20 protein-coding genes and 1 pseudogene are annotated in these 22,983 nt (G+C 36.2%); 10 read left to right on the top strand and 11 right to left on the bottom strand.

Annotated features, from left to right (window positions below; all coding sequences use genetic code 11):
- The first annotated feature begins 90 nt into the window (after nucleotides 1-90).
- From EHQ31_RS11790 to EHQ31_RS11745, 10 genes are all read left to right on the top strand, one after another.
- Nucleotides 91-1,659, top strand: coding sequence for an AraC family transcriptional regulator (locus tag EHQ31_RS11790; RefSeq protein WP_135573480.1), 1,569 nt, complete (start codon nucleotides 91-93; stop codon nucleotides 1,657-1,659).
- 18 nt (nucleotides 1,660-1,677) lie between these two features.
- Entirely contained in the window at nucleotides 1,678-3,288 is a 1,611-nt protein-coding gene (locus EHQ31_RS11785; RefSeq protein WP_135573482.1) for a SulP family inorganic anion transporter, read from the top strand.
- Between the two features lie 332 nt (nucleotides 3,289-3,620).
- A complete protein-coding gene (locus EHQ31_RS11780) occupies nucleotides 3,621-4,925 on the top strand; it encodes a TolC family protein (RefSeq protein WP_135574106.1) in 1,305 nt (434 codons plus the stop codon).
- Nucleotides 4,915-5,859, top strand: a complete 945-nt coding sequence (locus EHQ31_RS11775) for an efflux RND transporter periplasmic adaptor subunit (protein ID WP_135573484.1) — start codon at nucleotides 4,915-4,917, stop codon at nucleotides 5,857-5,859. The genes EHQ31_RS11780 and EHQ31_RS11775 overlap by 11 nt, the downstream gene beginning before the upstream one ends.
- A gap of 3 nt (nucleotides 5,860-5,862) precedes the next feature.
- A complete protein-coding gene (locus EHQ31_RS11770; protein ID WP_135573486.1) occupies nucleotides 5,863-7,809 on the top strand; it encodes an ABC transporter permease in 1,947 nt (648 codons plus the stop codon).
- Nucleotides 7,806-8,432, top strand: coding sequence for a TetR/AcrR family transcriptional regulator (locus tag EHQ31_RS11765; RefSeq protein WP_135573488.1), 627 nt, complete (start codon nucleotides 7,806-7,808; stop codon nucleotides 8,430-8,432). Before EHQ31_RS11770 ends, EHQ31_RS11765 begins: the two co-directional genes overlap by 4 nt.
- Before the next feature lie 77 nt (nucleotides 8,433-8,509).
- The gene (locus tag EHQ31_RS11760) at nucleotides 8,510-10,480 is read left to right on the top strand and encodes a right-handed parallel beta-helix repeat-containing protein (protein ID WP_135573490.1); all 1,971 of its coding nucleotides are present in this window, start codon (nucleotides 8,510-8,512) and stop codon (nucleotides 10,478-10,480) included.
- Between the two features lie 18 nt (nucleotides 10,481-10,498).
- Nucleotides 10,499-10,810, top strand: a complete 312-nt coding sequence (locus tag EHQ31_RS11755) for a PLDc N-terminal domain-containing protein (protein ID WP_135573492.1) — start codon at nucleotides 10,499-10,501, stop codon at nucleotides 10,808-10,810.
- Nucleotides 10,811-10,836: 26 nt separating this feature from the next.
- Entirely contained in the window at nucleotides 10,837-11,907 is a 1,071-nt protein-coding gene (locus tag EHQ31_RS11750) for a multicopper oxidase domain-containing protein (protein WP_135573494.1), read from the top strand.
- Nucleotides 11,889-12,461, top strand: coding sequence for an SCO family protein (locus EHQ31_RS11745; protein ID WP_135573496.1), 573 nt, complete (start codon nucleotides 11,889-11,891; stop codon nucleotides 12,459-12,461). Before EHQ31_RS11750 ends, EHQ31_RS11745 begins: the two co-directional genes overlap by 19 nt.
- Here EHQ31_RS11745 and EHQ31_RS11740 read toward each other — a convergent pair.
- The 11 genes and pseudogenes from EHQ31_RS11740 to EHQ31_RS11690 all read right to left on the bottom strand — a co-directional run bounded on the left by EHQ31_RS11740 (nucleotide 12,433) and on the right by EHQ31_RS11690 (nucleotide 22,931).
- On the bottom strand, nucleotides 12,433-14,349 hold the full coding sequence (locus tag EHQ31_RS11740; RefSeq protein ID WP_135573498.1) for a sensor histidine kinase: 1,917 nt from the start codon (nucleotides 14,347-14,349) through the stop codon (nucleotides 12,433-12,435). The two genes, EHQ31_RS11745 and EHQ31_RS11740, sit on opposite strands and share 29 nt — an antisense overlap.
- Before the next feature lie 10 nt (nucleotides 14,350-14,359).
- A pseudogene (locus EHQ31_RS11735) lies at nucleotides 14,360-14,830 on the bottom strand (energy transducer TonB); the annotation flags it as partial.
- 179 nt (nucleotides 14,831-15,009) lie between these two features.
- A complete protein-coding gene (locus EHQ31_RS11730) occupies nucleotides 15,010-15,411 on the bottom strand; it encodes an ExbD/TolR family protein (RefSeq protein WP_002973390.1) in 402 nt (133 codons plus the stop codon).
- Nucleotides 15,412-15,413: 2 nt separating this feature from the next.
- Nucleotides 15,414-16,028, bottom strand: coding sequence for a MotA/TolQ/ExbB proton channel family protein (locus EHQ31_RS11725; RefSeq protein WP_135573502.1), 615 nt, complete (start codon nucleotides 16,026-16,028; stop codon nucleotides 15,414-15,416).
- Between the two features lies 1 nt (nucleotide 16,029).
- Entirely contained in the window at nucleotides 16,030-16,533 is a 504-nt protein-coding gene (locus EHQ31_RS11720) for a hypothetical protein (RefSeq protein ID WP_135573504.1), read from the bottom strand.
- On the bottom strand, nucleotides 16,533-19,049 hold the full coding sequence (locus EHQ31_RS11715) for a TonB-dependent receptor plug domain-containing protein (RefSeq protein ID WP_135573506.1): 2,517 nt from the start codon (nucleotides 19,047-19,049) through the stop codon (nucleotides 16,533-16,535). The genes EHQ31_RS11720 and EHQ31_RS11715 overlap by 1 nt, the downstream gene beginning before the upstream one ends.
- A complete protein-coding gene (locus EHQ31_RS11710; protein ID WP_135573508.1) occupies nucleotides 19,021-19,362 on the bottom strand; it encodes a hypothetical protein in 342 nt (113 codons plus the stop codon). The genes EHQ31_RS11715 and EHQ31_RS11710 overlap by 29 nt, the downstream gene beginning before the upstream one ends.
- Nucleotides 19,359-19,757, bottom strand: coding sequence for a hypothetical protein (locus EHQ31_RS11705; RefSeq protein ID WP_244247365.1), 399 nt, complete (start codon nucleotides 19,755-19,757; stop codon nucleotides 19,359-19,361). The genes EHQ31_RS11710 and EHQ31_RS11705 overlap by 4 nt, the downstream gene beginning before the upstream one ends.
- A gap of 8 nt (nucleotides 19,758-19,765) precedes the next feature.
- Complete coding sequence (locus EHQ31_RS11700) at nucleotides 19,766-20,137, bottom strand: LIC20211 family lipoprotein (RefSeq protein WP_135573509.1); 372 nt, start codon at nucleotides 20,135-20,137, stop codon at nucleotides 19,766-19,768.
- Between the two features lie 126 nt (nucleotides 20,138-20,263).
- On the bottom strand, nucleotides 20,264-21,001 hold the full coding sequence (locus tag EHQ31_RS11695) for a LytR/AlgR family response regulator transcription factor (protein ID WP_135573511.1): 738 nt from the start codon (nucleotides 20,999-21,001) through the stop codon (nucleotides 20,264-20,266).
- Between the two features lie 4 nt (nucleotides 21,002-21,005).
- Nucleotides 21,006-22,931 carry a PP2C family protein-serine/threonine phosphatase gene (locus EHQ31_RS11690; protein WP_135573513.1) on the bottom strand — a complete coding sequence of 642 codons (1,926 nt, stop codon included), beginning with the start codon at nucleotides 22,929-22,931 and terminating at the stop codon, nucleotides 21,006-21,008.
- Nucleotides 22,932-22,983 lie beyond the last annotated feature (52 nt).

The following is a 22,983-nucleotide window of genomic DNA, read 5'->3' as shown; positions in this document are numbered from 1 at the left end:
AAAATTGGACAAAAAATAATCCATTTCAAAAATCCACAAACATCGAAATCGCTTTCTTAGGCATAGATTTCGCGAAACCTGGTGATTCAGATGAAACAAATGGCTTTAGTCCTTTTCCTTTTGGCAATCCTTGCCGGATCGGGAGGGTGTCTGTGGAAACCTGAAAGTTTCTACGGGCAGAATATCAGCCGCAATGTCCAATTTTTGGTACCCCAAAAGACAGAAATTCCAAAGAACTGTAGCCACGAATCCATCCATACCTTGCGAAATATGATTTGGATGGAAAACCGTAGTGCAGATGCCATGCGGGGAAAAAGGGAAGAGGGAGGCCAGTGGGTTCGCTTTCAGTTAATCAATGAACTGGAAATGGACTCTCAATTCAATATTTTAATCCAGTGGATCAATATTCCTTTTGTGGATCTTTGTTCGGAAGGACCCGAGGGAAATGTGATCGAATCCTATAGCGGGAATGTTTGGGAAGATTGGTTGGGAATCCTTTCTCCATTTCCACATTTTAATGTAACACTTCGTACTAAAGAAAGTCGTTACTTTTATATTTATTTGATTTCTAATGAAGATCTAAATTTTCCGATTCGTACGGTATCTCAATCAGGGTACAGGTCGATTGTTCTGTTCCGTTTTTTGACATTTTTGTTTTTCTCAATGGTGGGGATTATTTCCTTTGGTTGGGCAATTTCAGAATATTGGAAATCAAAGGAGAAGGTTTATCTTTCCATTCTCATTCATTTTCTTATGTTTTTCCTACTTGTGTATTCGGTTCATGGGAAGGAGTTTGCGTCGATATTTGGAAATACAAACAATCTAATTAGGCATTCCTATTATCTTTTTCTATCCATTAACCATTTTGTATTCTTCGTTTATTTGGCTTCTTTTGATCAGTTTATAGGTAATCGCCTTTCTAAAAACATTTTGTTTTGGGTTTCGGGGATATCTGGATTTTTGTATTTGTTTGTCCCACTTTTTGAGCGAGTTTATGACTTTAGAATTTTTCTAGTTCTAACAATCTTTGGAACGGCTGCGTATCATTTATATAAAACTCACGAAATCTTGTTATCAAAACAAGAAAGTGAAGATAGAGCTTATGTATTTAGTTGGTTCTTTTTTCTTTTTGCCGTCTTCTTAAAGACATTGTTCCATTTTGATTTTTATCCTTATCAGCCTTTTTTTATCTATGCTTCGGTATTTTATCTTCCTTTTTTGACCGCAGGTTCTTTTTTATTTTTGCGGAATTATGAAAAAAAGGACAAATCAAAGACAAGATACCGTTCTCTAACTTTAAAATTAGATAAAACAGAATTTCGAAATAAACTGGAGTCATTGTTAGGTGCGGAAAAAATATATTTAGATCCTAATTGTAACGAAGAACTAATCGCTTCTAAAATGGGTCTTTCTTACCACCAACTCAGTGAACTTATTAATTCAGAATATAACTTCAACTTTCCATCTCTTTTAAACCAATATCGAATCAAAGAAGCTATGGTTTTGTTAAATGAAAAACCAGAACTCAATATTGCTGAAGTTGGTAAATTATCTGGGTTTGGATCTAGATCAGCATTTTATTTAGAATTTAAAAAACAATCGGGTATCAACCCGAATCAATTTCGAAAAACAAAAGGCCGTATAAATAAAGATATTTAGATAGAGAGGATGTTCGCTATGAACAACGAAGACAAACCAAAAGATTGGTTACCTGGATTAAAGGAAAATTGGAAATCGGACATTGTGTCCGGTTTTATTGTGTTTTTAATTGCCTTACCCCTATGTTTGGGCATTTCACTTGCTTCAGGTGCACCTCCGATGGCAGGAATATTTTCCGGTATCGTCGGTGGTATCATCGCTTCCTTACTCAGTGGATCCCATTTAACGATCAATGGTCCCGCTGCCGGACTCATTGCCGTTGTTCTGAATTCAATTATGGTTCTCGGTGGTGGAGATCCAAAACTTGGATTTGAACTGACACTTGCTGCCATAGTGATTGCTGGTGCCATCCAAGTGGTTTTAGGCCTTGTGAAAGCGGGAAATTTAACGGTTTTTTTTCCAATCTCTGTGGTGCACGGAATGATGGCTGCCATTGGAATCATCATTATCTCTAAACAATTTTATGTGGCCCTTGGAATCACTCCAAAAGCAAAAACTATTGGTGGATTACTTTTAGAAATACCTTTTAGTTTTTCATTTGTAAATCCTGAAGTTGCCATCATTGGAATTTCTGCCATTTTGATCATTGCAATCCTCGCGAAAGTCAAAAATCCATTGTTGAAAAAATTACCTGCTCCGCTTGTCGCAGTGTTAGTCGGGATTGTTTTGGGTATCGTTTTTGATTTAGCCGATGAACATTCTTATACACTACTGGATCAAACTTATAAAATTGGACCGGAAAAATTAGTAAATTTGCCGGACCATATTTATGATGGGATTACATTTCCTGATTTTTCAAGATGGAAAGATGGCGTTTTTTGGGTGATGGTGATTACCATTGCACTTATCGCAAGTATTGAATCTTTGTTAACTGCTACTGCTGTTGATAATACAGATCCATATCGACGAAAATCAAATATGGATCGAGAGTTATTGGCTAAAGGAGCAGGAAACTTCTTTTTGGGATGGATCGGGGGTTTACCAATCATTGCAGAAGTAGTTAGGTCATCTGCCAATATGGAAAATGGTGCAAAAACTCGTTGGTCCAATTTTTTTCATGGATTGTTTTTGTTAATTTTTATTTTACTTTTACCCGGACTCATTCATCGAATCCCTCTCGCAGCGCTTGCCGGTATTTTGATTATGGTAGGAATACGGTTAGCCTCTCCTCATGTTTTTAAGGAAACTTACGACAAAGGATGGGACCAAATTGTTATTTTTACTGTCACTGTTATTATTACAATTGTAGAAGATTTGTTAGTTGGTGTATTCTGCGGAATCATAACAGCGATATTAATTCAAATATATTTTGGAGTTCCTCTACGTTATATTTTTGTAGCGGACATCACAGTAAAATCTGAGAATAAAATTCATGTGTTAGATGTAAAACATGCTTTATTATTTTCGAATATGATTTCACTTAAACTTCTACTTAGAAAAATTGTGCCTGGTGAAAGAGTAGATTTGAAGTTTGATGAAAATGTAAAAATGATTGGTTTCTCTGCCATTGAGTTTTTGCAAAGTTTTAAACGTGATTATGAACTTAGGGGTGGGCAAGTGAACCTAATTGGCTTTGAGGATTTAAAACCAATCTCAACTTATTATGGAGCCACACGAATCCACAAGTAAGTAACAAAAAATTCTTGTAACTTCTGGTTTTAATACCAATATCCTTATATGCAGCGGATATTGGTATTTTTGCTTATGTAGCAGCTAACGAAGATTATATTTTTTTGTTTATTTCTTTTTATTCCCCTTTTGGAAATGATTCCCAAAAGCAATTCACGTTACCAATGTAGTTGCTTTTGCATTTTTAACTTATGCAACCGGTGGAGGAAGTTCGGGGGAGTTGGTAAATTTTTTCAAAAAAAACAAAAATTTGGAACTTTTTGATCATTACTTAGGTTTAGTAAATAGTGAAGTTGATTCGAATTACATTTGTTATTTTTGAGATTTTTGGTATGGTTACTTTATCTGCAAAACCAGTCCAAGTCAAAGATCTTTGGCAAACTGCCTTACAATCTAATCCTGAATTTTTATCTGCAAAGGCAGACTATGATAAAGCTTTTTTTGAAAACGAAAAAAGTTATGCTGCCTATTTACCGACCGTGAATGTTCTGGCATCGGCAAGACAATCTTCTGCTAATTTTAGTGGATCGGGAACTGTTAATGATCCCTTGGTCAATGGATCAGCTGGAACAGGTTCGAGTACAAACCAACAAACAAGTACAGGAGAATCCAGGCCAACAGCAATCAATCGTTATTCGGTGGGTCTAAGCACTAATCAAAATCTTTTTGCTGGATTTAAGGATAAAAGTGGAATTGAAAAAACTGAGGCATTGTTACAGGCAGCAAAACAGACATTACATGATTCTAGATTGAAGATCTGCTTTGAACTAAAGTCAGGTTATGCACAAATGTTGTATGCAAAAGAACTTCACCAACTTTCAGAAAAAATTAAGGAAAGGCGCGCCAAAAACCGCGATTTGGTAAAACTTCGGTATGAAGTTGGTAGAGAACATAAAGGAAGTTTTTTACTGAGCGAATCCTTTGTAAAACAATCCGAATTTGAAGTATCTTCTGCTTTCCGATTATTTGAAAGTAATGTAAACGAAGTCGAGAGAGTGATCTCCAATCGTTTGGATGTAAACATCAATTCAGAATTTGTTTATGAACCTATTTTGGAAAAAAAGTTTTCGGATAAAGAAAAAGAAAATTTGTTAGAATCGCATCCCTCTGTTATGGCTGAACAATCGAAAGTACGGGCAGCACAAGCAAACATTGGTATTGCGGAAGCTGGATTTTATCCGGATTTGAATTTAAGTGCAACTGTCACTAGACAAGATGATGTATGGTTACCAAAACCAAGAAATTATAGTTTTGGACTGAATTTAACTTATCCCCTGTTTAATGGTGGAAGAGATTATTATAATGTAAAAATTGCAAAAACCGAGTATGAAAAATCAATCCATACAAGAGATGCAAAAAAAAACTCTCTTTCGTTTTCTTTAGAACAATCACATCTTAATTTTAAAAATGCCTCGGAACAATTGGTTGTATTGACAGAATTTTATAAAGCATCCGAAATTCGTGCTATGATTGCAAGGTCACAATATTCGAACGGACTTATTAGTTTTGAAAATTGGGATATCATTGAAAACGATTTGATCAATCGGGAAAAAAACCTATTGATTGGCAAACGAGATTTGGGTTTGGCAGAAGCTACATATTTGAGAAATTTAGGAAAGTGTTTCGATGAAGATTAAATTTGTTTCCATAGCCATTGTTTTCGTAATCCTTTCCCTCTCCTTATACTTTTTCGGATTTGGAAAATCAAAACCAAATACAAAAGTTGAATCTTCTAAAGTGTTTCGTGGCGATTTGATTGTTACAGTGCGAGCAACGGGCACTGCCATACCAAAGAATAGATTGGAAATCAAACCACCAATTGCGGGTCGTGTGGAATCTATTTTAGTTGATGAAGGAAATCATGTGGCTCGTGGTAAAATCATAGCTTGGATGAGTTCTACAGAAAGAGCTGCCTTGTTAGATGCTGCCAGGGCAAAAGGGGAAGAAGAACTTAAAAAATGGGAAGATTTTTATAAACCTACACCCGTAATATCGCCATTACGTGGTTTGGTGATTGCATCCAATATCAGTCCAGGACAAACGGTGACCCAACAAGACATTCTTTATGTTCTTTCTGATAATTTGATGATCCAAGCAAAAGTTGACGAAACGGATCTTTCCAAAATTAAAATTGGCCAGATAGCAAATGTTACTGTTGATTCTTATTCTGATGTCCCCATCCAAGCAAAAGTAACTCATATAGGATATGAGGCAGTCACAGAAAATAATGTGACCATGTATAATGTAGATTTAGAACTAAAAACCATTCCTGAATATTTAAGAAGTGGAATGTCAATAACAATTGATTTTATCATCTCTGAAGAAAGAGATGTATTGCTTGTTGCCAATGAATTTATAAAAGGAAATTCGGGAAAAGGAAAAGTTTTAAAAAAAATAGACGGTGAACTTGTAGAAACTCCAGTTAATGCTGGAAACTCCGATGAACAAAATACGGCAATTCTATCGGGATTAGAAGAAAACGAATTGGTGTACCGAAAGAAAAAAATTCAGGAAGAAAAAAAGTCTAGTAGTAGCGGGCCATTTTCCTCACCAAAAATGCCAAAGAGATAACTTTTGTTAGCAATCGAGATTCAAAATTTAAATAAATCTTATACCATAGGAAATTCCAAATTTCCAGTTTTATCAGGAATTGATTTAGAAATTAGCCAAGGTGAATTTGTTGCCATTATGGGTCCATCTGGTTCAGGAAAATCAACACTGTTGCAAGTGATGGGACTACTAGATCATGTAGATTCAGGCACCTACCGTTTGTTTGGTCGAACTGTGAGCGGAGAATCATCCGATGTTTTGTCAGATGTACGCGGGAGTATGATTGGTTTTGTATTTCAACAATTCCATTTGTTAGCAAAATCGAATGCATCGCAAAACGTAAGTTTACCGTCATTGTATACAAATGTAGATCATACTGAAAAAAGAGCCGAAGAACAACTTCGGAAAGTTGGTTTGGAAAGCAGAATGTTTCATACCCCCAATGAACTCTCCGGTGGCCAACAACAAAGGGTTGCCATTGCACGTGCACTGCTTGTTGATCCACCCATTATTTTTGCTGATGAACCCACGGGAAACTTAGATTCAAAAAGTAAAATTGAAATTATGTTGGAATTACAAAGGCTTCATAAAGAAGGAAAAACCATTGTGATGGTAACACATGAACCAGAAATGGCAGAGTTTTGCGATCGAATCATTCATGTGAGTGATGGAAAGATTATTTCGAATGAAGGAAAAAAGAAAAAAAAAGATTTGGTTTCCTTCCCTAAAACAAATTTAAAACGAAAAACGGGATGGACTCTATTCCAAGGAATTTTTTTACAATCCTTGTTTTCTTTATCATCAAACCGATTGCGTACTTTTTTATCAGCACTCGGTATCCTTTTTGGTGTAGTTTGTGTGATCTCAGTGATGGCTCTCGGAGAAGGTGCCAAAAAATCAGTAGAGGAACAGTTTTCTTCGTTAGGTGCCAATTTGGTTATCGTAAGAACAGGTGGAATGCGTAGTGGTGGAGTTTCACTGGAAGCAGGTACTGTCAATCGATTGGATGTTTTTGATGTAGGAGCGGTATCCAAAAAATTCCCAGAAGTGAAACAAATCTCTGCTGTTGTGAATGGAAGAGGGCAACTTGTTTTTGGAAATAGAAACTGGAATAGTTATATTACTGGAGCCAGTCCCAATTACGAAACATTAAGAAATTTGGAACCTGTAGAAGGTAGATTTTTTACAGAAGAAGAAAATCAAAAAAGAGCTCTCGTTTGTCTTGTGGGAAACACAGTAGTGAGAGAATTGTATGAAGGAAAAAATCCTGTTGGAACTTATTTAAAAGTAAATCGAATTCTATTTCGTGTGGTAGGACTTCTTCCAGAAAAAGGAAGTGCTGGTTTTCGCGATCAAGACGACGTGATTCTGATTCCTTTAAATACTGCTATGCGAAGGTTGTTAAACAAAGATGCTGTCGACAGTTTGGAAATGGAATTAGAAAAAACAGAATCTTCCGAAGAATTTACCACTTCCTTAAAACGTTTTTTACATGAGAGACATGGAACCAATGAAGCAATGGGTAATATTTACCAAGTAATGAATATGGCTGATATCCAATCAGCAGTGTCTGAAACTAATCAAACAATGACAACATTACTCATCGCACTAGCAACTGTTTCTCTTGTTGTAGGTGGGATTGGAATTATGAACATTATGTTAGTTTCTGTGAAAGAAAGAACCAAAGAAATTGGTTTACGGAAAGCACTCGGAGCTAGAGAATCTGATATCCGGATTCAATTTTTAATTGAATCCACTTTAACCAGTTTGACGGGAGGGATCGTTGGACTTGTTTTTGGGATATTAGCAGTATTGTTTTTACAAGAATACTTTGGTTGGAGTATTGTTTTATCCTTTCCATCTATAGGATTTGCCTTTCTATTTTCCATATCGATTGGAATTCTTTTTGGTTGGTGGCCTTCTGAATACGCTGCAAAATTGAGTCCCATAGTCGCACTAAGATCAGAATGAATATAAAATTAAATCCAAGGAAAATTCCCCAACAAAAACGTTCCAAGGAAAGATATCAAAAAATCATAGATACAACCATAGAATTGTTAGGTGAGGTTGGGTATGACGATTTAACAACGGATTTGATTGCAGATAGAAGTGGAATCCCTGTAGGATCCATTTATCAGTTTTTTCCAAATAAAGAATCCATTGTTTATTCCCACGCGGAATCATGTTATATAATTCTACATGACTTTTTTTTCAAACTTGTGGATGAAGAACTAAAAAAAAGAAAAAAATTTACACCTGAGTTTATTGATTTTACCTTACATTCCTTCCAACGGACGTTAAACGAGGTAAAAGGGTATCGTCTGATTAATTCGATTCTTTATACAAACCAAGCTCTGTTAAAGTTAGACATCGAAAGTAATGAACGTTTTGCAAAGTCGTTAGCAGAAAAAGTAATTCTTAGTTTGTTTCCCAAAGTAGATAAAAAACGAGCCTATTATAGTTCTTTAATGATCGTGGAAACTGTAGATTCCGTTGTCAAAATTGCCCAAAGAAAGGGGAAACCGGCCGAAAAAAAGGCAATCCTTTCAGAACTACAAAATCTCTTATTTGTATATTTTTCCTCCTTCCTTTGATTTAACATTGACAAAGTTTTAACACAGATGTAAAATTCTTCAAATGTGAGGGAATCCTCATGTTCCGGGAAAGAGCTATGAAACAGACCAAAAAATATTTATTGGGAATCTTCATTGCAGTATTCATAACCTTTGGTATGAATCATTGTAGTTCGGAAGACCCTGCCAATTCGGCCTTCGTCCATGTTACGATGATGGACAATGCCTTTCACCCGCCAGTCATTCGGACGTTCAAAGGCGGTAAAATTCGATTTGTGAACGAAGGAAACAACCCTCACAATGCCATCTCCATCACCAAAGATTGGTCCACAGAGAAAACATTTGGGAATTTGGCTATGTTTCGTGGTGCACATACCGATGTGTTTTTCCCAGAAGAAGGTGTGTACCCTTATTTCTGTTCCTTCCATGCCTCTCCTGATGGCAAAATTGGAATGACCGGAGTTGCTGTCATTGGTGATGCCACATACAATCCTCAGACGAACATTGCTAAGTCGAAGATATCAAAAAAATGGACAGGTGTAACTCGCAAAGTTCCTTCCCAATACAATACCATACAAAATGCAGTGGATGCTGCCTCACCAGGAGACTTGGTTCTTGTGGCCAAAGGAATTTATAAAGAAGAGGTGACTGTCACTACGCCTTCCATTGTGATTCGTGGTGAAGATCGTAATGAAACCATTATTGATGGCGAATTTTTACGTGGAAACGGAATCATGGTCGTTGGTGCCGACGGTGTTGCTGTTGAAAACCTAACAACAAGAAATGCAACACTGAATGGTGTGTATTGGACAGGTGTAAAAGGATATCGTGGTTCCTATTTAACGGCCTATAATAACGGAGACTATGGAATTTATGCATTTGATTCAGAAGATGGACTTATGGAACATTCCTATGCATCTGGATCTCCTGATTCTGGATTTTATATAGGACAGTGTAATCCATGTAATGCGATAATTAATGATGTAATTTCAGAAAACAATGCACTTGGTTATTCTGGAACCAATTCGAGTGGAAACTTATATCTTTTGTCTTCCATTTGGAGAAAAAACCAATTAGGAATTGGTCCTAACACTTTGGATCGTGAGTTACTTCCTCCACAAAAACAAATTGTGGTGAAGAAAAACATAGTGTATGACAATAACAATACCAATGCTCCTTCCAAAAAGTTGGAATATCCGTCCATTGGAAATGGAATCGCACTCCTTGGTGCACTAGAAAACCTAGTCGAAGATAATTTGGTTTTTAACCATAACAACTATGGAATTTTAGTCACTATGAATATTGACGAAAATATTTGGATCTCCAATAACAACGTCATTCGTAACAATCAAGTGTATCATTCCGGTCGTGGAGACATTGCTCTGAGCGGTCCAGTCAATGTGGGAAACTGTTTTGAAGGAAATTCCTACGGCGTATCAAGCCCACCATTTCTGGACTCGCTACAGTCTTGTTCAGGGATTCGTTACCCACATTCTGGAGATATGTCTTCAAGTATTGGTTTACTTGCTTTGTTTGTGCAAGCAAACCTTCGTGAATTTGTGTTAGGTTCTTATAAAAACCAACCAATTCCCGGAGCTCAAATGAACATGCCTAAAGAAAGTTTGGCAAATGTAATTCCCGCACACGATGTATTTGAGACTAACAAAGGTTTAATTGAAGCAGCGGAATTACCAAAACTCAGCCAAGCAGAGTTTGATATAGCATCAAATAAAATGTATACCTCTGGATGGAGAGTTCATTTCCCAGGTACTTTAAAAACTTGGTATTTTCATTTGATAGGTTATCTACTTCCATTCGCCATATTTGCAGCTTGGACAGGACTTTCGATCTTGGATCGATTCTCTGCAAGAGGTGCAAAAGTAGATACGTACTTTTGGTTGATTTTACTCGTACCATTTATTGGTTCTTTGATTTATTTATATTCCAAAGAATCTAAGGTTTCACGAGCCGTTCGAAATACCGTTGTTTTTGGTGGTATTTTACTTTTCTTTACAATTCTGGCTTATGCCGGTTATGCGATGACAGCGGTAACGGAACCGTCTGTATAATCATTTAGGAGATTATTTATGGAAACAACTTTTGCAAACCCAGGTTTTTGGACTTATTTTATCGGCTCTTACGCGTATTACCTTCCCTTCGTTTTAACGATGGTATGGGCTCCATTGGCTTTGTTTGGACTTTCCAAACAAAAAGATATTGATACTACAAAACAAATCATTTGGTCGCTCGTGATCTTGGTAATTCCAGTTCTTGGGCCTGCCATCTATCTTTTGTTTGCTGACAAAGAATACGAAAAGAAATTCAAACAAATTGCAGTTGGTGGTGGATTTGGAGTTTTTGTGCTTGTGTGGGTTCTAAGTTTAATTTCTCACATTTAGTGTTATAGATAAAAGAGAGTTTATTTATGGATCGGAAGAGTTTTTTAACAACGATAGGATTTGGAGTGATGGGGTTTGTGGGATCATTGTTTGGTTCCATGAGAAATAACATTCGAAATTCTGAGGAAATTTGTGGACCTTCTGATCCTGGTAATTCATCCTCTGCAGCAAACTTTGGAATTGTAACTACACCAACCGTTAGCGATAACTATCAAAACTCGATAGGAGCTGGCGGAAGCTTACGTGCTACAAATACCTATGGAAGTATGGCGCACCCTCCTTTTTTTATTAAAGAAGAGTATACTGAGCGCTTTTATTACCCACCTAACTATTCAAATACGAAAAATAAGGTGAAAGATTTTAATTTAAATCTTTTTCCTTTAAGTATGAATATAGCACATAATGTCAATTATCCTGCTTGGACCTTTGATGGATTGGTTCCTGGACCAGTTCTACGGGCAAATTTAGGTGATACTCTTCGTATTCATGTCAAAAATTCAAGCCCGGATCCTCATTCCTTACATTTTCATGGGACACACGATCCATTAGAAGACGGTTGGGAACCGATCCCTGCTTTCGGTGAAAGGACATATCAAATAGAAGCGGGTCCAGTTGGACTTCATCCTTATCATTGCCATGTTCCACCGTTAATGTTACATACCGCCAAAGGTTTGTATGGTGCTTTACTTGTGGATCCACCGGTCAAACGCAAACCAGCACACGAATTTGTTTTAACATTTTCTGGATGGGATACCAAAGGCAAGGGGAGAAACGATTATTATACTTGGAATGGAATTGCTGGAATTTATGACAGATACCCTATGAAAGTTCCTGTTGGGGAACGAGTACGTTTTTACATTCAAAATATGATGGAAAGAGAGCCTATCATTACTTTTCATTTGCACGCACAAACTTTTGATATCATCCGAAGTTTAGGAAGTACAATTCCCGATGGTCACTCTGATGTAGTATCATTGGGCCAAACAGAACGCGTGGTGATTGAATTTGTCCTAAAGAAAAAAGGTAGATATATGTTTCATCCACACCAAACACATATGGCGGAAAATGGAGGTATGGGTTGGATCGTCGCAGTATAAAACTAGTAATTATTTTATTGATTCTAACCTTTAGTTTTTTTTGTAAATCCAAAGAAGATCATATTAAAGAAGAGTGGAAACACCTATCTTTTGTTAATCCAGATGGTACTTTGTTAGAACCAAAATTTTGGTCTGAAAAAAAATCGGTTCTTTATTTTGGATTTTCTCATTGTCCTGATATGTGTCCTTTGGCCTTAACAAACTTTGGAAGGGCCTCACTGATATTAGGTGAAAAATCGAATCGTTTTCGATTTATATTTGTAACTCTTGATCCAGAAAGGGACTCTCCAACAACTCTCAAAAATTACATTCAAAATTTTCCTGGAAAAAATTTAACAGCACTTTCACCCAATGCAGAATCATTAATAAAACTCACGGATTTATTTGGAATTGTTCGGGAAAAAGTTGGTGATGGAAAAAATTACCGAATCGATCATTCCAATTTTATTTATGTGTTAGATGAAGATTTGAATACTCTTGCCAATTTTCCTGGTGGAGTCTCAGCGAATGCTCTTGCCACTAAACTTAGGGAACTTGTTGAACACGAGAATTAAGTATTATTTCGATTTCAGTTCTTGCCCCTTCTGGGAAATTTCTTGTCACTTCGAAACTAAATTCTGTATAAAGATTTTTTAATCGTTCCTTAATATTTCCTAGAGATCTAGCTAATAATTTAGTTTTATCAGCAAGTAAATCTTCAGGAATACCTATTCCATTGTCATAAACCACAAAACTAAAAACAGAATCTCGAATCATTTTTGCATGTATAAATAGTTGGAACTGTTCTTCTGCGGAACCGCGGAATCCATGTTTGAAAGAATTTTCAATGATAGGTTGAAGTAATAGAGGAGGAAGAACTACTGAAGAAAAATCTCCCGACTTTTTAAAGTCAATTTTGATTGTGTCATAAAATCTTAATTTTTGAAGATGTAAGTAGTCTTCTAAAAAATTCCATTCTTCTTCAAAAGGAATCCAATCTCTATCGGTTCGGTCGGAAATAAATCGATAATTATTGGCAAGACTTAAAATTGCATCACCAATTAACTCTGGTTTTATTTTATGTAGAGCATGGATTGTATTCAAAGAATTGAATAAATAATGGGGACTCATTTTTGTTTGAAGAGTTTTGAGTTGGCTTTCTTTTAGTGATTTTTCTGCTTTTAATAAATCTTCTTTATAAACCTGTGCTTTTTGTCTATTAGCAAAAATCGTACGTTCTAAGGCAAATCCTTGAGAGATCACACCAAAAAGAACACCCCAAAGAACTACTTTGTTTGTAGAGTTATCATTGGATTTGACTGCGAGAAAAATTTCTAAGATAACGAGGAGGAGTGTAACGCTAAATCCAATAAAATGACCAAAAGCTTCCTGATTTCCTTTTTTCCAAGATTCAAACGTTATATATATGGGTCCTAAAATATTCAAAAGATTGAATAGGATGAAAAAAGTTCTGCTACTGATCAGTAGTGTATGTGATAAGTCAAAGAAAGGAAGGGAAAAAACCAAAATGGTGGTTAAGGAACAAATGAATACATCTATATAAATTAAGATATCAAGAACCCGAAAACTTCCGCTGCCAAAAAGTCGACGAACACCTGATAACATAGGAATAAAAACAAAATTGGAAGCAATAGTCGTAAGGATAAATAAGGTTTCTGAATTGGTAAATAAATACCGAATAAGTACATTAGATGTAAGGCCAAGTAGACCGAAACATAATGAAAATGCAGCAAAGTCAAGGAGTATGTTATATTGTTTTTTGAATTCAATAGAATATACTATGGCACAGATGATTCCAATCATCAAAAAGAAAGAATGAAAGAAAATGGGTGTTAAATTTTTTAATGCTATTTCTCTATAAAGAGCCGTTTGTTTCCCTACAAGATTTTCTACAATCGAGATGAGAAAGAGAATTCCTTTTTTGTGATACAATCTTAAATAATAATACTTTGAATCATCATTTGGAACTTTAACCCAATCAAATTTGGATTGGAAAATATTTGGAAGTCTTTCTTGGTCCGAAAAATTTCCATACTTGAAAATAGAATCTCCATATTCATTAAAGATTTCTATGTTCAAACCACCATGTTCTAATAATAAATATAATTCTTTTTTTTCTTGGTGATTGGGGAAGGCTTTCGAACGTAACCAAATAAATTCTGAATCAGTGATTCGTTGGAGTTCTGAATCATTGATCCAACCAAATATGGATTCCCAATACACTTTATGCATTTTCTGAAAATCGATTCTTCCGTCATCGTCAGCTGGTATATCCCCAACAAAGTATTCTGTATTCTCGGCGAGGTAATACTCTGTCAAGGAGCCATCTGTTGGTTTTAAAATAGAATAAAGATAAGAAGTTACGGAGACGGTGATGACAAGAAAGAGGAGGCAGATGGATAGAGTTGGTTTTTCTAAAAATCTGCTCCAATATTGTTCCATAGAACTAATGTTAGTCTTCTAAGGAGAATAAAATAGGTAGTCGATGTGCCATTTTTTTGGGGTGTCCTTGCACATAACCTGGGCTAAAACGCACACGTTTGATGAGTTTCATTGCTGCTTCTTCAAATCCGTACCCAGCTCGACCGGAAACAATTTTTGCTGATTGAAGGCTTCCGTCCTCATTTACTTGTACAAGTAACACAACTTGTTTCTCTACAATATTGGCAGCTTTTGCTTGCGGCGGAAAATATTCTTTTAAATCAAAGTCAATGATCGCCGTTGGCATCTTGTCTCCGTTAAAGGAAAAAAGATATCCATCTTTGTCAGTTCCATTTCCAGAAAGTTGATTTGGATTGAGGTCCGAGTTGTCAGGTTCATCGGCTTTATCTTTGTTACTTCCTTCTACCCATTCTTGTTTTTCTACTGGTGCAGGGGAAGACGTACCTCCAATAAGTTCAGGTGGAATTTCTTCAAAACTTACATCCACATCTTCGAAGGTAGATTCTTCAACGACTTCATCGCCACGTAATTGGCTAATCTTGTAACCAGCGTAAGTTGCAGTATGGATGAATAAACTTCCAATCAAACATAGGTGGAAAATACGTTCTCTATTTTGTTTGATGGAATTTTTGAATGTATCCAATAATTCCGCAAAACGATTCATTTTTTTACACTGAGGGCAATTTTTGTGACACCCGCTTTTCGGATGATTCCCATCAGCTCCGTAATTTTTCCATAAGGCAGGCTTTCATCCGCTGAAAGAGTTAAACGCATGTTAGGTCTTATTTTTGCTTCTCTTTCAAGGTTGCGAACTAAACCCGAAATGTCAGTGTCTTTTCCTTCCAAAAGGATTGCGCCTGTTTTTGTTAGTGCTACTTGGACTGATTCCGCCACATTCGGATCAGCCGCCTGCACTTTGGGTAAATTGATATTCAAACTTTCTTTTTTTAAAAAGTTTGCTGTTACCATAAAAATAACGAGAAGTACTAAAATCACATCCACCATAGGAGTGATATTTATACTTCCAATTTCTTCGTCTTGAGAACCTGATGCTCCAGCCATAATTATACCTTTGTCTTATTCATTTGATAAGCGAGTAGTTCTTTTTTCAGTATTTCCAAATTCTGTAGGATCACTTTAGATTTTCTAGAAAAATAATTGTTTGCCATAACTACAGGAATCGCCACTGCAAGACCAGCTGCCGTTGCCAGTAGGGCCGTAGAAATAGAGCGCATGACAACTTCTGCACCAGAACTTCCTAATGTCCCCAATCCATAAAATGCTTTGATGACGCCAAGAACGGTTCCTAGTAATCCAATAAAGGGAGCATTGTTTCCCAAAGTATTCAAGATAGGTAAACGTTTTTCCAGTTCTAATTTTTCAGAAAGAATTTGGCCATCCAAACTTTCATCCAATCCCTTTCGTCCCATTTTTAATTGTTTGAGAGCAAATTGTAAAAATCTTGTATATATAGAATCTTCGCCAGCATCTGTTTTCCAATGAATTTCTGGTTCTTCTTGTAATGAAGTTCTAACTTCCGTTAAATAGTCTTCGTTTTTTTTACCTAAACTTTTTCTGTAATAAATTAGTCTTTCAGCAAATACAGCCAAAGCTACCACACTTGCAAATGCCATTGCTATAAAGATTAATTCTTCGCCTATTTCTACATACTCTTGCATACTATTCTCCGTGTTGAATGTTATTAAATAATAAATATAAAGGAATCTTATCGTTACTAATTTGATTGTTTGTTGATGCAAAACATGATCTTAAACAAGAAATTGCTGAACTAGAAGTTAGACTTGATTCGATGAGTGCGGGAATTGTTGATTGTGTACAAATTCCAGAATTAGTTTTTGTTTTCCAATCCGTTACTTGACATTCAAAAGCACATGTTTGTGCAATTCCTGACATATCCTTATAAAGAGGATTTAAAAGTAAATCTTGGCAAGTTTGAGTTTTTACAGCCGCTGTAGTATTTGAAAAAGATACTCCTATCGAATCTGCATAGGCTTTAAAACATAAATCTTTGTTAGTAATCATCGATTCACATGTTTCTTGAGGCGCATTTTTTGTAGTTAGATATTGTAACAACACAGCTTCTTTATAGGAGTCTTCAAATTTTTTTGGTTCCGAACAGGAGAAGGCAATTGAAATAACTAAAAACGATATCCAGAATTTCATTAGAAATGTACCTCCATACCAACGTTAAAGAATGGAATTACCGTTCCACCTGGCAACTGTAAGGTTCCAAAGGTATCGTTTTCTTTGGGATTGGTTGCAGAAAAGGGACGAGAATTGTCAAAATCAAATCCGTTTTTATTTTTTCTCATATAAACGTTTACGATTTCTAAATACCAGTTTAGGTATCCCCATGAATAATTTTCAAAGATATCAAATCGAATATCTAGTCTATGAAAGTCTGTCCCACGTTTTACATTACCATATTCGGATGTGTAAGGGTTATTAGAGTATTGTGGGTTCCAATAAGTTAGCCCATTTAGTGGATTTGAAAATTTACCGCCATCATCGCCCACCACTGGTCTGGACGGAATCGAAGTTAAATAACTCCACCTACCTCCAATTTGAAAACCCTCGTTCATTCTCCAACCGTAAATAAAGTTGGCAACGTGGGTCCTATCCCAAGGTGCAAGTTGTTCTTTTGAATTCGGAAAATAAGCCGCAAGGATTTGTCGTTCTATTCCACCAATTTGCGAATTATCACCGTCATAAATTTGGTATAAATTTGTATTTTGAAATGATTGTGACCAAGTATAGGAAATCCAACCAAACCAGTCTCTTGTTCCTGGGCGCGCATTTTTACGTATCAAAAGTTCATAACCGTGGGACCAACCTGTTGCTCGGTTAGAATAGTTTAATGGTCGATTGGCGACGATAGGTTGTGTTAGCCATTGGCCTTTATCAGGATTTAAGCCAACAGGCGTGGATGCATATGGATCATCTATGATGGTATCAGTGAATTGGTTTTTAAACATTTCCACTTTTATTTGCCATACTTGGTCTATTTTTTGATCGATACCGGCACTGACTTTTCTTGCTCTTTCGAATCTTAAATCTGGGTTCCCTGTTTCAGAATTGAAATTTGTTGTTAAAGGAAATCTAGAAACATCACCACCACTTCCGTAAACAGTCATTCCTTTTCCAATTTCAGGAAAGGTATAAGAGGCAGTTGCCCTTGGAGTTAACGCACCATTCCCCGTAACTTGAATATAATCATAACGGGCTCCCGGTTCAAAAAGAAAGTTTCCAAACTTAAAATGAAGAGTCGTATATGCATTGTAATACGGGGAAACGCCTCGAATGCTAATCGGTCTTCCGACGAAATCTGGGTTAGATGAATTGTATGGGTTAGGAGATGGATTGGTTGGGTCTCGTAGCGCGACTTCTGTTCCGTAATCTCTAAAAGAAAATTTCCTAACTTCGGTTCCAAAATCAACTTTTAAAAACTTTGTAGCAGTCCAATAGGCATCTTGACGAACACCAACATAACTTCCTCTTTGGTATTGTTTTCCTTGGATAGTACCAAAACCAACATTGTATTCGCCTATTGGGTCAAAGTTAATTAATGTTATACGGTTTTGGAATTTATCGCCTGGAATCCAAGTGTATCGCAAGGCAGTGGTCCTAAAACTTTGTCCAAAACTAGCTTTGGCTCCACTAAGTAAAGCAAATGCTGACGATGTTGGGTCATTAGCTGGTTTATTCGGAACGTTTATAGCAAAGTTATCTTGTGCTGTTAGGTTATAAAATGCAATTTGATGTTCTGGTGTGAAGTTATGAACGTACTTAATTTGTGAGTCATTATAACGAGGAAGACGGATTCCTTCTGGCAATAATCCAGTAGCTCCCAATGATTTATCCAGATATCCAAGTTTTCCAGCAATCGCTAAATACCCTTTACCACCAGAAGTGGGTGTGGCTGCGTAAGCAGTTGTATTCCACAAGGAAACTTGGAATGCTCCTCTTGTTTTTTGAACAGAGTCAACGGTTTCAATTTCAATGATACCACCAGTTGCATTATTAAAGTTTGCTGGATAGGCACCTGAATATAAATCTATAGATTTAATTAAATCATTATGAATGACAGATGTTAGTCCATCCAAGTGGAACGGATATAATATAGGAAGATCGTCATATAGGTATGTGTTTGCATTTGGGTTTGCACCACGTACAATGATCCCATTGGCTCCCCCACCAAATCCAATATTAGGAATGACTCCTGGAAGGGTCTCTAACGCACGTAGAGCTTCTCCAAAAGTACCTGGCATCCGTTTGATTTCTTCATAACGAACTTTGGTTCGGGAAGCAACGGTTTTTTCTCGTTCTCCTTCCACAACAATCCCCGTTTTTGGAGCACTTGCTTTTTTTTCTGTATAAATAGTCCTTGATTCATCTTCAGATCCGACAGAAATTTTTATTTCTTGAATTCCTGTGTCACGTAACAAACGCAAGGTGTATTCGCCGGGAGATGGAAAGTCTAAAGTAACATTTCCTTCTGCATCCGTTTGCGAGAATTTTTTTGTTTCAAATATAAGAACAGAAAGATTCTTCTCGGCAACTTCTTTTTTGGGATTAATGAGTTTAGCTCTGATACTTACCGCGAATAACGGAGATCCAAAACAAAAAAGGAAAATCCCGATTAATAATCGTTTATTTAATTTGAGTTTTGCTGATTTCATTGAAGTTTAAATACCAAGGGATATCTCCCGTTTCTTGTTCGAGATAAATAAGCGTACAAGGTAAAGGATAACCAAGAAATGGACACTCTGTACGTGTGATCGCGATCGTACATAAATCTAAATTTCTTTGGATTGGTTTATTTAGTACGACTAAAGGTGGATTTGGAATTGGATTACCGCATTTGTCTGCCGCAAATTTTGCAGCTGAATAAATTTGGCTTTGGGCATCATTTGTATCTACACGGTCAATCCCAGGCCCGCAGTTAATAACAAATAAAATCAGAAAACAAAAAATAACCGTATAGAATCTCATTTGGTACCTTTTGTCCCTGGATTTTCGGTTTCTTCAGGTTGACCAACAACATCTGCAGTTACATTCACAATAGTTACAAGACCTAATGGAAAATATGCTTTATCTTCTCTTTGGACTTTGATATTGATTAAGGTTTTCCCATTTGGATATTTTTCTAAGATTTGGCTCATCGCCAATTCTATATTAGGCGCTTTGGTGACTGGTATCATACCAAGCAAATAAAAAGCAGAGTCTTGTCCTTTTCCTTTACCTAGAATTTTATACTCCGTGGACCGAACCACTGTGGCTGAATCAAATAAAGTGATTTCTTTCGGAACGTGTGAACCAATACATCCCGAAACCATAACTAACGCAGAGAGAAAGCTTATAAAAAATTTATAAAATGAAGTTTTCATTCGCGAATCTATTTTTTGCTTTTAGTAGTTGTTTGCGATGGAAAACGAACTAAGTCACCTTTGATAGTGAATCGATACCTAGTTAATGGTCCAAAAATGGATTTGTCATTCCAGTAACGAATATTCACAAGTGCATCACCTGAGTCCTCCTCCATTACTTTTTCATACAAATCGGTGACAGGTGGTTCAGAAAAAGGAATCCCAAAGATGATGAAATCAAGAGCATACCAGGTAAAGGTTTTCTCTACAGTTTTTACTGTTTCGTATGGAGTATTAGGGATTGGTTTGTTACTTGTGGCAATTCCAACGGAAGAAGAGGCACAATTGAATAAACCCAAAAATAAAAAGCAAATGCAAGTTATAGTAAAAAAATGTTTCATAAAAAGACTCCGCCTGAATCCAAATCTCATTTTCACAAGTTCGGTCAATGGAATAATTATACTAACGATGATTAACTACACAACAAGGAATGAACGCTACATATTCTGGAGTGAAATCTGATGGGACTACAATTTAAGGGCTTCTTTTAGGTTTTGAGCAAAGGAACGGCCTACGGGGAGTGTCGTTTCATCCTCATTTCTAAGCTGTATAGTGTAAGATCCACCTTTGTCATACCGAAGGCTCGCCACATAATTCAAATTAACTAAAAATCCCTTGTGGATACGTATGAATTGATCTGATGGCAATTTTTCTTCAATTTCTTTGAGTAATTTTGAAGTTTCGTAATCTTTTTGTGAAGTGTGAATCACGCAACTTTTGTTATTCGCTGAAATAAATTGTATATCGTCAAGTGCGAGTAAAAATACAGCAGAATCTGATTGTATTTTGAGATTTGTTAATTTTCCTTGGGAAGGTTGTTTGTTATGTTTTGTTTCTTGCAAAAAACGCAATGCTTTGTCTACGGACTTTCTAAACCTTTCAAATGAAAATGGCTTTAGCAAATAATCAGTTGCATCTAAATCAAATGCTTCTACAGCGTGTTCACTGTATGCAGTTGTAATAATAAAAAAAGTGGACCCGATATGTTCTTTTCTTAAAATATCCATCCCGTTCACTGCAGGAAGATTGATATCCATAAAAACTAAATCAAAATGTTTTTCACCTAGTAGATTTAATGCTTTGTCTCCACTTTCTGCAATACCTGCCAATTTTAACTCTGAACAGTTCATAACGTAATCCATCATGAGCATCCTTGCTGGATATTCGTCTTCGATGATTAATACAGAATAGGAGGATGGTTCCATGAATTTAAGTTAAATCAATAAAGAAAAATGTGACATCATCTTTAAGTTCCTCTTCGGAAAACTTTGAAATTTGTACGATAATTTCTTGTGATAATGTTTTTATATCCTTGTCTTTTCCTCTTTCCAGTAAATCAAGTATTTTGCTTTCACCAAACAATTTATTTTCAGCGCGAGCTTCTGTAACACCATCGGTGAAAAAAAAGTAACGATCACCCGTTTCCGTTTTATGAGTCCATTCATCGTAAGTAAATGAATCTCTCCATCCAATGATAGGGCCTTTGATATTCATAAATTCAAATTTACCTTTGACTCGATTGTAAATGAGAGGATTTGGATGGCCAGCTGTAGAAAAAGTAATTGTTTTTGAATTTGTGTCAATCAATGCACAACATGCGGTGATAAAGTATCTACTTACAAGTGAAGTCAGTGCTTGGTTCATATGTTCCAAAACTTCTTTTGGTGAATTGATATTTTTAGTAGATTCTCTAAATTGCACCTTCACCATAGAAGAAACAAAGGCCGCTGGCACTCCGTGTCCAGCAACATCTGCGATTAACAAAAGCAGACGGTTTTCATCCAATTCAACCCAATCATACAAATCACCACCTACTTGTTTCATTGGTAAGTATGTTGTATGGATTCGAATTCCATTGGTGTTCGGATGTTCTTTCGGTAGTAAATAACTTTGAAGTTGTGAGGCAAAAAATAAATCTTGTTCTAAGTCCTGATTTTTTTCACGGAGTTCTAAAGTTCTTTCTCGAACTCGAATCTCTAAATCCTTTGTGAGGATAGAAAGTTCTTTTTCATTTTTTGCATGTCGATAAGAGATTGCGACTCCTGAAAGAATCATTAATATTAAAAAACCATATTGCGTAAGGTATATATTTTTTCCAGAAGTCACATCAATAATGATATCGATAGTAGTGCCAATGCAGATACAAATGAAACCAATGGTTAGAAAGTAGGCTTCTGCTTTTTTTTCTTTAGCAGCTCGAATGACCCCACGAATGATAAAAAATACGACCAGGATCAATGAGAATTCCCAAATTCGAAGTAATAAAATTCTTGTTGGGATTTCCAATTCCCAGGTTTGCAAAAATGCAAGACAAAGTAGGAAAAAAATCAGCAATCTTTCTTTGAGTTGGAGTTTAGTTTGAAATAAAGAATAACTAAATAAAAATATAGATACAGGAAGTAAAGTTTGTGCGGTGAAAAATACTTTTAACCAAAAGAAAAATGAAAAATTTGTGTAAGTATAACTTATGTTTAAAAGTGGCAATCGCCACATAACAAAAATTAGTGCAGAAATTAGAAGATAAAAATTGGATTTCGCCTGTCTTTTGAGTAAAATGGAAAAAATCTGGTAAGCACCAATTCCAAAAAACAACATGATAAAACAAAAATCACGGCCATCTTCTTTGATGATGAATTCCTGTAATTGTTCATAATTCCCGATGACTGGAACTTTTCTAAACAATCCGCCTTGAAAAGTTTTGTTTCGAAAATGAATTTCCAATTCTAGTTCATTGACATCGTTGACTTTAAGAACTGAGCTCGGGATAAAATAAAGACGTTTGTAATACCAGTTTGGAGAATAAAATCCATCACTAGAGACAGAACCAGTTTCTCCTAACAATATCCCATTCACAAAAAGTTTGTCGACTTCTTGAATTCTGTCTAAGTAAATACCAAGAGGTTTGTTATTTGGTTCATAGTAGAAGGTTGTTTTATAAAAACCGTGGACAGGTGGGTTCATACCTTGTAAAGCAAGACCTTTCCCGACCTGGATAGGAATGGTTTTCCCTTGGGACGTAAAAGTCCAAGCCTCTGACAGTGGCGTAAGGTACTTCGGACTTACTTTTAGTGGTTCCGAGGAGAGCGAAAATACTGCGGTAAGTAAAATGGGGAAAACAAATGAGAGGAGTCTCATCACTACCGGATAAAGTAAGTTGTGTACATCAAGAAAGCAAGTTGATTTTCAA

It is taken from the genome of Leptospira montravelensis, from assembly GCF_004770045.1.
Lineage (GTDB): Bacteria > Spirochaetota > Leptospiria > Leptospirales > Leptospiraceae > Leptospira_A > Leptospira_A montravelensis.
This window is presented reverse-complemented; position numbering and strand designations above follow the sequence as displayed.